The 14,122-nt window shown below is 68.9% G+C and carries 10 protein-coding genes; 3 read left to right on the top strand and 7 right to left on the bottom strand.

The genetic code is table 11. The features are described from left to right. Positions 1–153: 153 nt before the first annotated feature. The gene (locus AC07PV_RS12600; protein WP_369641446.1) at positions 154–867 is read left to right on the top strand and encodes a response regulator transcription factor; all 714 of its coding nucleotides are present in this window, start codon (positions 154–156) and stop codon (positions 865–867) included. A 150-nt stretch (positions 868–1,017) separates the two neighbouring features. Further along, positions 1,018–2,412, top strand: a complete 1,395-nt coding sequence (locus AC07PV_RS12595) for a sensor histidine kinase (RefSeq protein ID WP_494630397.1) — start codon at positions 1,018–1,020, stop codon at positions 2,410–2,412. Between the two features lie 821 nt (positions 2,413–3,233). Here AC07PV_RS12595 and tal read toward each other — a convergent pair. Genes tal through AC07PV_RS12575 form a run of 4 tightly spaced genes read right to left on the bottom strand, consistent with a single transcriptional unit; the run spans position 3,234 to position 8,589 of the window. After that, the gene (tal, locus tag AC07PV_RS12590; protein ID WP_494630395.1) at positions 3,234–4,184 is read right to left on the bottom strand and encodes a transaldolase; all 951 of its coding nucleotides are present in this window, start codon (positions 4,182–4,184) and stop codon (positions 3,234–3,236) included. Between the two features lie 7 nt (positions 4,185–4,191). After that, positions 4,192–5,274, bottom strand: coding sequence for an ABC transporter ATP-binding protein (locus AC07PV_RS12585; protein WP_218293331.1), 1,083 nt, complete (start codon positions 5,272–5,274; stop codon positions 4,192–4,194). A gap of 24 nt (positions 5,275–5,298) precedes the next feature. Beyond that, positions 5,299–7,557: an ABC transporter permease gene (locus AC07PV_RS12580; protein WP_492254641.1), complete on the bottom strand. Its 2,259-nt coding sequence runs from the start codon at positions 7,555–7,557 to the stop codon at positions 5,299–5,301. A gap of 3 nt (positions 7,558–7,560) precedes the next feature. Then, entirely contained in the window at positions 7,561–8,589 is a 1,029-nt protein-coding gene (locus AC07PV_RS12575) for an ABC transporter substrate-binding protein (RefSeq protein WP_218340423.1), read from the bottom strand. A gap of 286 nt (positions 8,590–8,875) precedes the next feature. On the opposite strand from AC07PV_RS12575, the gene AC07PV_RS12570 reads away from it, so the two are divergent. Then, positions 8,876–9,721: a MurR/RpiR family transcriptional regulator gene (locus AC07PV_RS12570; protein WP_218293328.1), complete on the top strand. Its 846-nt coding sequence runs from the start codon at positions 8,876–8,878 to the stop codon at positions 9,719–9,721. Between the two features lie 129 nt (positions 9,722–9,850). Here AC07PV_RS12570 and AC07PV_RS12565 read toward each other — a convergent pair whose 3' ends face one another. The 3 genes from AC07PV_RS12565 to AC07PV_RS12555 all read right to left on the bottom strand — a co-directional run bounded on the left by AC07PV_RS12565 (position 9,851) and on the right by AC07PV_RS12555 (position 14,102). Then, positions 9,851–11,707, bottom strand: a complete 1,857-nt coding sequence (locus AC07PV_RS12565) for a hypothetical protein (protein WP_494630393.1) — start codon at positions 11,705–11,707, stop codon at positions 9,851–9,853. A 356-nt stretch (positions 11,708–12,063) separates the two neighbouring features. Then, the gene (locus AC07PV_RS12560) at positions 12,064–13,116 is read right to left on the bottom strand and encodes an ABC transporter ATP-binding protein (protein WP_218293326.1); all 1,053 of its coding nucleotides are present in this window, start codon (positions 13,114–13,116) and stop codon (positions 12,064–12,066) included. Continuing rightward, positions 13,113–14,102, bottom strand: a complete 990-nt coding sequence (locus AC07PV_RS12555) for an ABC transporter ATP-binding protein (protein WP_218340424.1) — start codon at positions 14,100–14,102, stop codon at positions 13,113–13,115. The genes AC07PV_RS12560 and AC07PV_RS12555 overlap by 4 nt, the downstream gene beginning before the upstream one ends. Positions 14,103–14,122: the final 20 nt, after the last annotated feature.

The following is a 14,122-nucleotide window of genomic DNA, read 5'->3' as shown; positions in this document are numbered from 1 at the left end:
AATGAACATATCAGGACTTTCCCGGGGTGTGCTTTCTCCGCCAGGGCTCCACCCTGTTACCGGATTACGTGCGGCGCGCAGGCCCCGCCCCCGCGCCACCCCGGGCAGGCGGACCGGCGCGGCCGCGCAGGCCGCTTTGTTATGCTCAATCCCATGGCCACGATACTGATAGTCGAAGATGATGCCCTGTTGCTGGACGCGCTGACCGGGCAGCTGCAGCAGCTGGAGTTCGGCGTCTGCACGGCGTCGAGCGTGGCCGAGGCCACCGCCCTTTTGCAGGCGCAGGCGGTGGACGGCATCATCCTGGACCTGGGCCTGCCGGGCGCCGACGGCATGGAGCTGCTGACCTGGGCGCGCACCCACATCGCCGGACTGCCGGTGCTGATTCTCACCGCGCGCGACGGCGTGGAGGACCGCGTGCTGGGCCTCAACGCCGGGGCCGACGACTACATCACAAAACCCTTCAACATGCAGGAGCTGCAGGCCCGCCTGCAGGCCATGCTGCGCCGCGCGCGGCAACCGGCGTTCACCCAGGCGAGCAGCGCCGGGACCCCCGGCACCACCATCGGCCCCCTGGCGCTGGACCACGCCAGCCACAGCGCGGCCCTCGACGGCGAGCCGCTGGACCTCACCCAGCGCGAATGGGAGCTGCTGGAGCTGCTCGTGAACCGCTGCGGCGAGGTGGTCACGCGCGACGACGTGCTGGCCGCCTGGCGCGCCAGCCCGCCCGAGCCCGGGCAGACCGCCGCGCCGCTGAACTCCAATGCGCTGGAGGTCTACGTGCACCGGCTGCGCAAGAAGCTCGACCCATCGCCGCTGAACATCCGCAACATCCGGGGCCTGGGCTACATGCTGGCGAAACCATGAACAACCCCCTGAGGCGCTGCGCGCCTTCCCCCTTCTCTCGCGCTGCGCGCGGGAAGGGGGACGCCGCCGGTGCGGCGGGGCGGCCCTTGCGCGGCGGCCCTGGCATCGGCCGCGCCAGTTTCATACGGCCTGCACTGGGCCACCACTGACATGCGGCAGGTCCCGGGGGTCTCCCTGCAGCGCAAGCTGCTGCTGTGGCTGCTGCTGCCCCAGCTCGTGCTGTGGCTGTCGGGCGGTTTCCTGGCGTGGCGCATCGCGCTGCAGAACGGCGAAAAGGGCATCGACCAGACGCTGACCCAGTCGGTGCGCGCGCTGGCGCGGCAGATCAAGCCCATCGGCGACGGGCTGCTGGTGGATTTCCCCAAGGCCGCGCAGGACATCCTGGAGCAGGACCCGGCCGACCGCATCACCTACATGGTGTCGTCCCCGCCCGGCCGCTTCCTGCTGGGCAATGCCCAGCTGCCCGCGCCGCCGCCGGTGGAGGTGCGCGTGGGCGATCCGTACCTCTACCACGCGCGGGTGGACGACCGCCCCGTGCGCGTGGCGCTGCTCGACGTGGACTACGGCACGCCCCAGACGCGGCAGACCCTGCGCGTGCAGGTGGCCCAGAGCCTCACGGTGCGCGAACGCATCGCGCAGGAGCTGCTGGAGCAGATGGTGTTCCCGATGGGGCTGATGGGGCTGGCGCTGAGCGCGGTGGTCTACGCGGGCGTGCTGCGCGGCCTGCAGCCGCTCAAGCGCCTGGAGGCCCAGATCGAGCAGGCCGGCGCCCGGCCCCAGGCGGGCACCACGCCCCTGCCGCCCATCGAGCTGACCTCGGCCCCACAGGAGGTGCATTCGCTGGCCAGCACCATCAACCGGCTGCTGGAGACCGTGGCTCGCGGACAGCAAAAGGAAAAGCGCTTCCTCAACGATGCCGCGCACCAGCTGCGCACGCCGCTGGCGGGGCTCATCGGCCAGACCGAGCTGGCGCTGCACGAGAGCCATGAGCCCGCGGTGCAGGAGCGGCTGCACAAGGTGCTGTCGGCCGCGCAGCGCAGCGCCCACCTGGTGCACCAGCTGCTACAGCTGGCACGCTCGGAATCGAACGTGGAGATGCAGTCCATCGACCTGGCGGCGCTCGCGCGCGAGGTGGCCCGCGAATGGGCGGCCCGCGCCCTGGCGCAGGGCATGGACCTGGGCTATGAGGGCGACGACCAGCTGGCGGTGCAGGGCCACCCGCTGCTGCTGCGCGAGGCGCTCAACAACCTCATCGACAACGCGCTGCACTACGCGGGCGAAGGCGCCACCGTGACGGTGCGCGTGGGCCGCGAGGAGCCCGGGCGCTGGGCCCTGCTGGTGGTGGAGGACGACGGGCCCGGCGTGCCGGCCGAGCACCTGGGCGATCTGTTCGCGCGGTTCTGGCGGGGGTCGGACAAGGCGGGCGGGTGCGGGCTGGGGCTGTCGATCGTGGAGGAGATCGCGCTGCGGCATGGGGGCCGGACGGTGGCCGAGGGGGTGGTGCCGAGGGGATTGCGGGTGGGGATGCGCTTGCCTGGGGGGTGAATTTTTAGGTGTTTTGGCTCCTGGCGCTTATCTATCAAGCGCTAGCAGCTATTGTTTTTATGGTTCACGCCGTGCCTGAGTGAAGGCGGAGGCCGGGGTGTGCGCCCGGCGGCGCAGTAACTTTCTCTTGGGTCGCCAAGAGAAAGTCACCAAAGAGAAGGCGACCCTGCTGTCTGCGACCCCTTCGCCGCGCTGCGGGGCAACCTGGGGTGCTCGGTCACGGGGTGCACCGCAGAACTCGCTGCGCGCCCCAGACGCATCCAGAAGGAAACCCACGAATCGGACATTCCTTCGGGCCATCGCTGCGCTCGGCCTCGCGGTCGCGGCGCGAAGCGCCCGCGCGTTCCGGGCCGAGCGAAGCAAAGGCCCGTGTGGCTGTTTGGCTGTTCGCTCCCCACCCCCATCTGGCTGCGCCTGCGGGGGGGCGGTTGCGGGGTGAGCATGGGCACCGCAGCGCCCATGCCTCGTGCTCTGACTCGCCGTGGTTGTCCGAGCGGCGCGCGTCAGCGCACAGCGAGTTCCACGGCGCACCCCGCAACCGCACCGACGCAGGTTTGCCCCTTCGCAACGCGAAGGGGTCGCAGACTGTGGGTCGCCTCTCTTTTGGATACTTTTCTTTGGCGAAGCAAAGAACAAGTACCTCGCCCGCCGGGGCGACATCCCGGCCTCCGCCCTCAAACCAGGCACACAGTCAGACCAACACACAAACCCAGGCGCCTACAAGCGCAGCCCGAACGAGCAAAAGCTACAGAGCCACAAAAACCATAGCGGCCGGCACTTGCCACACAAGCACCGGTCGCCAAAAGCACTCAAAGCCGACTTCAAGCCACCAGGATCAGCTTCTCCAGCTTCACCGCATCCGCCGCAAACGCCCGGATGCCTTCCGCCAGTTTCTCCGTCGCCATGGCATCTTCATTGAGCGCAAACCGGAAACCCGCCTCGTCATAGTTCACCGCGGGCAGGTCCAGCCCCTTCGCTGCGTCCGCATCGAGCGCGCGCTGCAGCGGCGCATCGCTGGCCGCCAGCTGGGCCAGCAGGTCGGGCGCGATGGTGAGCAGGTCGCAACCCGCCAGCGCCGTGATCTGGCCCACGTTGCGAAAGCTCGCGCCCATCACCTCGGTGGCGATGCCGAAGTGCTTGTAGTGGTTGTAGATCTGCGTGACCGACTGCACGCCCGGGTCGTTGGCCCCCGCACGCGCGGCCTCGTCCCAGCTGGCGCCGGCCTGCTTCTTGTACCAGTCGTAGATGCGGCCCACGAACGGCGAGATCAGCTGCACCTTGGCCTGGCCGCAGGCCACGGCCTGGGCGAACGAGAACAGCAGCGTGAGGTTGGTATGGATGCCCTTGCGCTCAAGCTGCTCGGCGGCCTGGATGCCTTCCCAGGTCGAGGCGATCTTGATGAGCACCCGGTCGATGTGGATGCCTTCGGCCTGGTACAGCTCGATGATGCGCTCGGCGCGCGCGACGGTGGCGCTGGTGTCGAAGCTCAGGCGCGCATCCACCTCGGTGGAGACGCGGCCCGGAATCGTGGCCAGGATCTCGCGGCCGAAACGCACCAGCAGGCGGTCGATGATTTCATGCATCGGGCGGCCCCGGAACTGCGCCACGGTGTCCTGCAGCAGCGGTGCGTACTCCGGCTTTTGCACGGCCTTCAGGATCAGCGAGGGGTTGGTGGTCGCATCCTGGGGCTGGAACTGCGCCAGTTGCTTGAAGTCGCCGGTGTCGGCAACCACGGTGGTGAACTGTTTGAGGGCGTCGAGTTGGTTCGTCATGGTGTCATTATTCCGCATTGGCCAGGGCGCCATCGGTACTACCAACCACCGATACGCCGTGGGTGCCCAGGCTCAGCAACACGTCCTCGCCCACGGCGAGCACGTCGTCCAGGTCGGACGACACCACGAAGATGCCGCCCAGCGCCGTCTCGAAGGTGTATTCGTGCACTGCCCCCAGGTAGGCCGACTTGGCGAGCCGCGCCGGCAACAGGCCGTCGCCCTGGCGGTGGATGCGCCAGGCCTCGGGGCGCACCGCCACCTTCACCGAACCGCCGTGCACCGCCATGCGCGGGCGCAGCGCCAGCGGCCCGAGCAAGACCGAGCCATCGGCTTGCGCAGTAGCCGGGAACAACATCGCCTCGCCCATGAAGCCCGCCACGAATTCGCTGTGCGGCGTTTCGTACAGCGCGCGCGGCGAGCCCTTCTGCGCAATCAGCCCCTGGTTCATCACGATGATCTGGTCGCTCACGGCCATGGCCTCGGCCTGGTCGTGGGTGACATACGCCACCGTGAGCGACAGGCGCTGCTGCAGCGCGCGGATTTCCTCGCGCATCTCGCGGCGCAGGCGCGCGTCCAGGTTGGACAGGGGTTCGTCGAACAGCAGCACCTCGGGCTCCAGCACCAGCGCGCGCGCCAGGGCCACGCGCTGCTGCTGGCCACCCGACAGCTCGCTGGGCAGGCGGTCGTCATAGCCCACCAGGCCCACGCCACGCAGGGCCTCCACGGCCTTGGCGCGGGCCACGTCCTTGGAGAACCCCGACATGCGCAGGCCGTACATCACGTTCTCGGCCACGTTCATGTGCGGGAACAGCGCATAGCTCTGGAACATCATGCTCACATTGCGCTGCGCGGGGCCGAGCGTGGTCACGTCCTTGCCGCCGATGAGGATCTCGCCCGCGGTGGGCGACTCCAGCCCCGCGATCATGCGCAAGGTGGTGGTCTTGCCGCAGCCCGAGGGCCCCAGGATGGTGGTGAGCGTGCCGCGCGGCACCTCAAAGCTGATGCCTTTGACCGCCAGGCCCGCGGACGGGTCGCTGCCGTAGCGTTTGGTGATGTTGCGGAACACGATGCCCGCATCGCTGTTGTTCATGGCGTATCTTCTTTTTGAAAGGTGTCAGTGCGCGGCGGCGGGTGCCGTGCGTGCAGCGCCCCGGCGGCCCAGCTTGCGCTCGCCGACGAGCAGTTGGATCAGGCCGATGGAGGCGGACATGAGCAGGATGAGCACCGTGCAGTACGCGAGTGCCACGCCATAGTCGCCATTGCCCACGCGGCCGATGATGTAGGTGGTGGCCAGCTCGTTTTCGGCCGTGACCAGGAAGATCACCGCGCTCACCGTGGTGATGGCGCGCACGAAGCTGTACACCAGCGCCGCGACCAGCGCGGGCTTGAGCAGCGGCAGCACCACGTGGCGCAGCGTCTGCACGCTGCCCGCGCGCAGCATGACGGAGGCCTCGTCCAGCGAGCGGTCCAGCTGCTTGAAGGCCGCCGTGCCCGCCCGCACGCCCACCGGCAGGTTGCGGAACATGAAGCACAGCACGATGATGAGCGCCGTGCCCGTGAGCTCGAACGGCGGCACGTTGAACGCCAGGATGTAGCTCACGCCCAGCACCGTGCCCGGGATGGCGAAGGCCAGCAGCGCCGCGAACTCGAACGCGCCCTGCCCCCGGAACTCGGTGCGCGCCAGCAGCCAGGCGATGCCGATGCCCAGCGTGGCCGTGAGCGGCGCCGAGATGGCCGCGAGCTTGACGGTGGTGAAGAAGGAGTTCCACGCCGTGCCCGCCCACACCACGCCGAACTGGCCCCACTCCACGCTGAACGCGGTGCGAAAGTGCGCCAGCGTGATGGTGTAGTCGCGCCCCCAGGTCTGCACGAAGCCGCCGGCCAGCGCGAACAGGTAGACGATGAGCGTGAAGGCCATCCACGGCAGCGCGATGGAATGCACCACGCGGCGCACGCCGGCGGGCAACGGCATGGCGATGCCCGCGTCGCCCTTGCCCGACACGGTGGTGAAGTTCTGCTTGCCCAGCAGCCCACGCTGGATGGCGAACACGGTGAGCGCGAAGAACGTGAGGATCCAGGCCAGCGACGCCGCACGCCCCTGGTCGTACTGCGCGCCCACGATGGCGAAGAAGATCTCGGTGGAGAGCACCGAGAACTGCCCGCCCACCACGATGGGGTTGCCGAAGTCGGCCATGCTTTCGATGAAGCCCACCAGGAATGCGTTGGCCAGGCCGGGCTTGAGCAGCGGCAGGGTCACGGTCATGAAGGTGCGGTGCGGGCTGGCGCGCAGGGTCTGCGCGGCCTCCTCCAGGCTGGGCGCCACGCCCTGCACCACGCCGCGCATGATCATGAAGGCGATGGGCGTGAAGGCAAAAGTCTGCGCCACCCACACGCCGAGCCAGCCATAGAACCAGCGCGACGGGGTGATGCCGAACGCGTATTCGAGAAACTGGTTGAACACCCCCGCGCGGCCGAACAGCAGGATGAGGCCCAGCCCCACCACGAACGGCGGCGTGATGATGGGCAGCAGCGCCACGATGTTCAGCGGCCGCGCATAGCGGCGCGAGGCGCGCTCGGCCATCAGCGCCATGAAGCTGCCCAGCAGCGTGGTGCTGGTGGCCGTCATCAGCCCCAGGAACAGCGTGTTCCAGGCCACGCCGCAGCGCTGGCCACCGGCCAGGCACGACAGGCCGAAGTTGCGTTCGTGCGCGATGCGCTCCCACACCACGGCCAGCGAGAACGGGCCGTCTTCGAGGAAGAACGCGGCCGACAGCGCCTTGAGCACGGGGAACACGATGAACAGCGCCAGCAGGCTGCCGCAGGTGAGCACGGCCGCCGCCACGAACAGGTCGCCCTTGAAGAATCCACGCCGCGCGACGCCAAATGCCAGCAGCACCAGCAGCGCAGAGAGCACCACGAACCCGCCCCAGCCCATGCCGGGCTGGCGCGCGCCCAGCTCGCCCAGGTAGGTGTTCATCCATTCAAACGCCCAGCCGCGCGCACCGATGGTGAAGCCGCTCGCCAGCAGCGCCAGCAACCCCAGCGCGCCCCCTGCGGCCAGCACCGCACCCTGGGTGCGGCCGGCAGGAAGGCAGGCGCCCAGCCCGGCCACGGCCAAGCCGACCAGGCCCAGCCAGAGCCACGACCGGCCGAACAGCGCCGCCTGCATCAGCCCGTTGGCCGCCTGTTCGCTGCTGAAGACCTGTCCCACCGCGAGCAGGCCGTTGGCATCCTGCTGTGCATACCAGGGAAATGCCAGATAGCCCAGCACGCCCACGACCCACCAGACCCACAGGGGCCGGTTGACCGAGGCGCTTCGCGCTGAGGTTCGAAAAGTTGCGTGCGCCGCCGCGGCTGCTGCCGACACCACCATCCCTCAGCGCGCAGCGTTCTGCACGTCTTTTTCCCAGCGCGCGATCAGGCGGCGGCGCTCGGCGCTCGCGCCGTACTTTGCGTAGTCGTAGTTGATGAGCTTCATCTTGGCCGGGTCGGTCATGCGCGGGTCCTTGGGCACCTGCGTGTTGCTGGGCAGCTGGAACTGCTTGGCCGCCAGGCCGAACTGCTGCCCCCCGGGCGTGAGCGCCCATTCGTAGAACTTCTTGGCCGCCTCGGTGTTCGGGCCGTTCTTGACGATGCTCATCGAGCCCACCTCGGCGCCCGTGCCTTCCGAGGGCGTGATGGACCCGACGGGAAAGCCGTTGACCGCCTCGGTGGTCACGTCGTGCACGAAACTGATGGAGACCGTGGTCTCGCCCCGCGCCGCGGCCTTGACCGGCGCCGTGCCCGAGCGCGTGTAGGTGCTCACGTTGGGGTGCAGGGCCTTGAGGTACTCGAACGCCTTTTCCTCGCCCATGATCTGCACCAGCGTGGCGATCATGGTGTAGGCCGTGCCGCTGGAGGCCGGGTTGGCCATCTGCACCTCGCCCTTGAACTCGGGCTTGAGCAGGTCGGCCCACGACTGCGGCGGGTTGAGCTTGCGCTTGGCCAGCAGCTCCTTGTTGTAGCCGAAACCCAGCGGGCCCAGGTACACGCCCACGGTGCGGTATTTGGAATCGGTGGCCTGCTTCTGCGCCCAGGGGTAGAGCTGAGCGAGCTGCGGCGATTTGTATTCGAGCGTGAGGCCCTGCTCGGCCGCCTGCAGGTGCGGGTCGCCCGTGCCGCCGAACCAGATGTCGGTCTTGGGGTTGGCCTTCTCGGCATTGAGCTGGGCCAGCGCCTCGCCCGATCCCTTGGCCGTCATGTTGACCTTGGTGCCGGTGGTCTTGGCGTACACCGTGGACATCAGGTTGCACCACTCGGCCTGCACCGAACAGATGATGTTGACCTGGCCCTGGGCCCAGCTGCCGCAGGCCGCGGTCGCAAGGGCCGCTCCGGCCAGCAGGTTCTTCAGCAGAGGTTTGCGCATGAAAGGCTCCTAGGTATCGGGATTACGTGATGCAAGGATGCTATTGCCGCGGCCCTGGCCGGGTCAGGGGGGAACCCCGCAGGCATGGTGCAAGCAGGATGAAAGGCAGGGCCGGCCCCCTCCCCGTGGCGTTTGGAACCAAGTTACATTAGGCGAACATGCGGCACCGCCATCCCCGGCGGCGCCGCCGACCACGAGCCCGCCCATGCCCGCCCTGTCTTGCTCCCCGTCGATGCGCCGCCTTGGCCCGCCCGGCTGCCGGCGCCACTGACACGCCTTCACCGACATGCTCGACCGCATCACCGCCTCCCTGCCCTCGCTGGCCCCCGCCGAACAGCGGGTGGCCAAGCTGGTGCTCACCGACCCCCGCGCGTTCGCACGGCTGCCCGTGCGCGAGCTGGCCGAGCGCGCCCACGTGAGCAAGCCCACGGTGGTGCGCTTTTGCCGCAGCATGGGCTATGACGGGCTGGCCGATTTCAAGCTCAAGCTCGCGGGCAGCGTGAGCGAGGGCGTGCCCTTCATCCACCGCAGCGTGGATGCGGATGACAAGACGGGCGACGTGCTGGTGAAGGTCGTCGACAACGCGGTGGCCGCCTTCCTGCAGTACCGCAACGCGGCCAGCACCGTGGCCATCGAACGCGCGGCCGAGGCGATTGCCGCGACCTGGAAGACGGGCAAGCGCATCGAGTTCTACGGCGTGGGCAATTCGGGCATCGTTGCGCAGGACGCCCAGCACAAGTTCTTTCGCCTGGGCGTCACCTCCATCGCCAGCAGCGACGGCCACATGCAGGTGATGAGCGCCACCTTGCTGGGCCCGGGCGACTGCGCGGTGATCATCTCCAACTCGGGCCGCACGCGCGACCTGATGGACGCGGCGGACATCGCGCGCAGGAACGGCGCGACCACCATCGTCATCACGGCCAGCGGCTCGCCCCTGGCCAGCACCTGCCAGATCCACCTGGCCGCCGACCACCCCGAGGGTTACGACCGCTACAGCCCGATGGTGTCGCGCCTGATGCACCTGCTGATCATCGACGTGCTGGCGACCTGCGTGGCGCTGCGCATCGGCAGCTCGCTGCAGCCCATCCTGCAGCAGATGAAGGAAAACCTCCGCGCCAAGCGCTACGCGTAGGCGCCCTGCCGCCCGCAGGATCCGCCACCCTCGGGACATCGGCCCCTGCGTGCCCAGAACCGCCGGCCACCGCCGGCCCGGCGGCGCCGACGGCACACCCTCTGCCGGCCGGTGCCCGGATGGCTGCCCCTACAGCGGCGTGCACATGGCCGAACAGCCCGGAGTGCCATCACAGACCTCCCCGCCGTTGACGACCCCGTCACCACAGTACCCGCCCGTCAGGCTCAACGGCGCCGTGCAGGAGGCGTTGCAGGCCATGCAGGAAGCGCTGCCATAGGGGCAGCTGGTCTCCGTCACGTTGTTGCCGTCGTCGCAGACCTCGGCGCCGTTGCGTATGCCGTCGCCGCAGAAGGCGCCCGTCAGGCTCAGCGTCGCCGTGCAGGTGGCGTTGCACCTCATGCAGGTGGCCGTGCCGTCCGGGCAGCTGGTCTCCGTCACGTTGTTGCCGTCGTCGCAGACCTCGGCGCCGTTGCGTATGCCGTCGCCGCAGAAGGCGCCCGTGAGGTTCAGCGTCGCCGTGCAGGTGGCGTTGCATGCCTGGCAGGTGGCCGTGCCGTCCGGGCAACTGGTCTCCGTCACGTTGTTGCCGTCGTCGCAGACCTCGGCGCCGTTGCGAGCGCCATCGCTACAAAACTGGCCGGTCAGGCTCAGCGTTGCCGTGCAGGTGGCGTTGCAGGTGGTGCAGGACACGGTGCCATAGGGACAGCTGGTCTCGGTGACGGCATTGCCGTCATCGCAGACCTCGGCGCCGGTGCGCACCCCGTCGCCGCAGACGTTGGCAGCCGCCACCTCGACCGTCGCCACGCCCCACCCTCCGGGGGTCAGCCGGTTGTGCGCGCGGTACTCGAAGCGGTAGGTGCCGGGGAGCGTGGGCGGCCCCACGGTGAAGCCACCATCCGGCGCCACCGTCAGCGAGTTGCCCGCGAACGCGACCACCCCGCCCGCCGGCGTGTTGGAGACCGCGCCTTGCACGCGGAACTCGCGGACCTGCAACGGCGGGGAACCAGGCGCATCGTTGGACAGCAGGCCCGGTGCGGGCACGGACAGCGGGGCACCCACGGTGGCGGCGAACGGCCCATCGTCCAGCGGCGCGCCGTCCCGCACGCCGAGGTCCAGGTCATAGCGCAGCTGCAGGGTGCTGCCTTCCAGCCGCGCGTAGACGGCCGCGATCTGGTGCGGGCCGGTGGTGGAAGCCGTCGCCACGGGCGGCGTACCGCCCCAGTCCGACGGCGACCCGTCGCGCACGATCGCGGCCCAGGCCAGGCTCACCACGAGCAACAGGCACAAGGTGGCGCCGGTGGCCGCATAGCGGCGAACGCGGGCAAAGCGGTAGGTGGCAAAGACCAGCGCACAGGCCACCAGCAGCAGGCCGGCCCCGCCCAGTGCGGGCACGGCCACGGCAGCTGCCGCCGCCGCGGCCAGATGGATCGGCGAACCGCCGCTGCCATCAGCCGACAACAGGGCGCTGGGCGGCGCGCTGCCGTCGGTGGTGCTGGCGACGAATCCGAGCCTCACGCCGGACGCCGCCGCACTCACCAGCTGTGCATAACTTTCGACAACGTCCGTGTGCATGCCGGCGGCAGCGACACCCAGAGGCCAGTGCAAGGGCGCGCTGGGCACGAAGCTGGGGTCGGCCACCAGCACTCCGCTCTGGCAGACCTCTCGGGCGACATCCCCCACCGGCTCGGCCGCCAGCAGGTCGATGCGGGTGATGGCAACCTGATCCACGCCCCCGAAGGCCCCGCCCGGAGTGGCGACGGTACAGCCGGTCGCGGGGTTGTTGTCGCTGTCGATCAGCGTGCGGATCTCCGTGGCGGCATGGGCGGGCACTGCATGCGCCAGGGAGGCAACGGCCAGCACAGCAACCACGGCATGGAGAAGGCCCCGGCCGCCGCGCAACCACGGCGACCGCCAGAGCACGGTCAATTGTTGAAAAACAATGCGGCGCGCAGAGCGCAGGCGCGTCGCAAGCACAAGAGCGAGCATGGATTCAGAAAAGAAAGGGGTGGACGAGGCCGGTTTCCCCAAAGGGACGCGGTAGCGATCCGGCTCTGCAACATCTGGTAATAAGACATCATACGAACCACTTGCCAACCCACCAAGCGCAATTTGGCAAGCGCGGAGCCCGCAGCCACCGACGCCTGGTGCGCACCGCCGGGGCGACCGCGGGTGCCGCCCACGGGTCGCTGCGGGGCCCAGGCCCCGGCAGCCGGCGTCGGGGGTGTTCCATGGCGCCAAGCCAGGTACTCCCGGCAAGGCGCACACCAGCCAGTTTGACAACCAGATAGGCCCTCAGCGCTTTCCCATCAAGCGCAAGCAGCTATAGATTCAGGAGCAATCTCTCAGATCCGTCCCTCTTCCACCGCATGGCAGGCGATCCGGATGCCGCCAATGCTGAGCAACTGGGGCCGTTCGGCGCGGCAGCGGTCGTTCACGTGCGGGCAGCGCGGATTGAAGGCGCAGCCGGGGGGCGGGTTCAGCGGGTTGGGCACCTCGCCCTGCACCGGCGTGCGCGCCTTGCCGGTGTCGTGCATCTTGGGGATGGCATCGAGCAGCATGCGCGTGTAGGGGTGGCGTGGCGTATCGAACAGCGTGTGCTTGTCGGCCAGTTCCACCAGGCGGCCCAGGTACATCACGCCGACCTGGTCGCTCACGTGGCGCACCACGGCCAGGTTGTGGCTGATGAACAGGTACGTGAGCTGCCGCTCGCGCTGCAGGTCCTTCATGATGTTGAGCACCTGCGCCTGCACCGACACGTCGAGCGCCGAGGTGGGCTCGTCGCACACCAGGAACTCGGGCTCGGTGGCCAGGGCGCGCGCGATGGAGATGCGCTGGCGCTGGCCGCCGGAGAACTGGTGCGGGTACTTGACCATGTCCAGCGGGGACAGGCCCACGGACTTGAGCAGCTCGCCCACGCGGGCCTTGAGCTCGACCTTGTCGGTGATGAGGCCGTGCTCGCGCAGCGGCTCGCCGATGATGTCCTCGACCAGCCAGCGCGGGTTCAGGCTGGCATAGGGGTCCTGGAAGATCATCTGGATGCGCCGGCGCATGGCCTGGGCATCGTTGCCCTTGAAGGCGGCGTGCGCGTCCTGGCCGTCAAAGGTGAGGCCGCCGCGTGTCGGCTCGTACAGGCCCACCAGCAAACGGGCCACCGTGCTCTTGCCGCAGCCCGATTCGCCCACCAGGGCGAGTGTCTTGCCCCGTTCGATCTCGAAGCTCACGCCGTCGACCGCATGCAGCAGCGTGCGGGGCTTGCGCTCGATGACGCGGTTGAGCCAGGGGGCGGAGACATCGAAAGTCTTGGCCAGATCGTGCGCCTGCACGAGGGGCCGGCCTTGGGCGGCGACGGGGGCCTTGCCTGCGGCGGCGGTGGTGGCGGTGGTCGTAGTGCTCATGCGGCCACCTCGGCGTTTTTCGTCGTGGCGCCGGCGTGCAGCCAGCAGGCGGCGCGGGTGGAGCCCGCATCCATCAGGTCGGGACGTTCGGTCATGCAGCGGTCAAAGGTCTTGGGGCAGCGCGGGTTGTAGGCACAGCCCTTGGGGATGGCATTCAGGCGGGGCATGGCCCCGTCGATCTGGTTCAGGCGCTCGCGGTCCACCGCCATGTCGGGGATGGAGGCCATCAGGCCGCTGGTGTAGGGGTGCGATGGCTTGTTGATGACGTCGTGCACGGGGCCGATCTCGGCCACGCGGCCGGCATACAGCACGGCCACGCGGTCGCAGGTCTCGGCGATCACGCCCATGTCATGGGTGATCAGCATCACGGCGGCGCCGCGCGATTTGCAGATGTTTTTCAGCAGCGTGATGATCTGCGCCTGGATGGACACGTCGAGCGCCGTGGTGGGCTCGTCGGCCACGATGAGCTTGGGCTCGGCAGCCAGGGCCAGGGCGATCACCACGCGCTGGCGCATGCCGCCGGAGAACTGGTGCGGGTAGTGGTCGATGCGCTCCGCCGCCGCCGGAATGCCGGTGTCCTGCAGCAGCGCGATGGCGCGCTGGCGGGCCTCGGCGGGCGTGACCGGCAGGTGGGCCAGGATGGTCTCGGTGAGCTGGCGGCCCACGGTGTACAGCGGGTTCAGCGAGGTCAGCGGGTCCTGGAAGATGGCGCCGATCCGGCGGCCGCGGATGTGGCGCATTTCCTCGTTGCTGAGGTTGTCGATGCGCTGGCCCTCCAGCAGGATCTGGCCGGATGCCACGCGGCCCGGTGGCTCCAGCAGGCCGATGATGGCGGCGCCGGTGAGCGACTTGCCCGCGCCTGATTCACCCACCACACCCAGGATCTCGCCGGGTGCGATGGAGAAGGAAATGTCGTCCAGGGCGCGCAGGGTACCGCGGCGGCCCGGGAATTCGACAACGAGGTTTTTGACTTCTAAAAGGCTCATGGGGATATCGCTTTTCTTGT

Source organism: Acidovorax sp. GW821-FHT09A11 (assembly GCF_059418365.1).
This window is presented reverse-complemented; position numbering and strand designations above follow the sequence as displayed.

Coding starts and splice junctions, on each gene's coding strand:
- tal (WP_494630395.1), bottom strand. CDS start 4,184: ATGACGAACCAACTCGACGCCCTCAAACAGTTCACCACCGTGGTTGCC.
- AC07PV_RS12575 (WP_218340423.1), bottom strand. CDS start 8,589: ATGCGCAAACCTCTGCTGAAGAACCTGCTGGCCGGAGCGGCCCTTGCG.
- AC07PV_RS12580 (WP_492254641.1), bottom strand. CDS start 7,557: ATGGTGGTGTCGGCAGCAGCCGCGGCGGCGCACGCAACTTTTCGAACC.
- AC07PV_RS12595 (WP_494630397.1), top strand. CDS start 1,018: ATGCGGCAGGTCCCGGGGGTCTCCCTGCAGCGCAAGCTGCTGCTGTGG.
- AC07PV_RS12600 (WP_369641446.1), top strand. CDS start 154: ATGGCCACGATACTGATAGTCGAAGATGATGCCCTGTTGCTGGACGCG.
- AC07PV_RS12565 (WP_494630393.1), bottom strand. CDS start 11,707: ATGCTCGCTCTTGTGCTTGCGACGCGCCTGCGCTCTGCGCGCCGCATT.
- AC07PV_RS12555 (WP_218340424.1), bottom strand. CDS start 14,102: ATGAGCCTTTTAGAAGTCAAAAACCTCGTTGTCGAATTCCCGGGCCGC.
- AC07PV_RS12570 (WP_218293328.1), top strand. CDS start 8,876: ATGCTCGACCGCATCACCGCCTCCCTGCCCTCGCTGGCCCCCGCCGAA.
- AC07PV_RS12585 (WP_218293331.1), bottom strand. CDS start 5,274: ATGAACAACAGCGATGCGGGCATCGTGTTCCGCAACATCACCAAACGC.
- AC07PV_RS12560 (WP_218293326.1), bottom strand. CDS start 13,116: ATGAGCACTACGACCACCGCCACCACCGCCGCCGCAGGCAAGGCCCCC.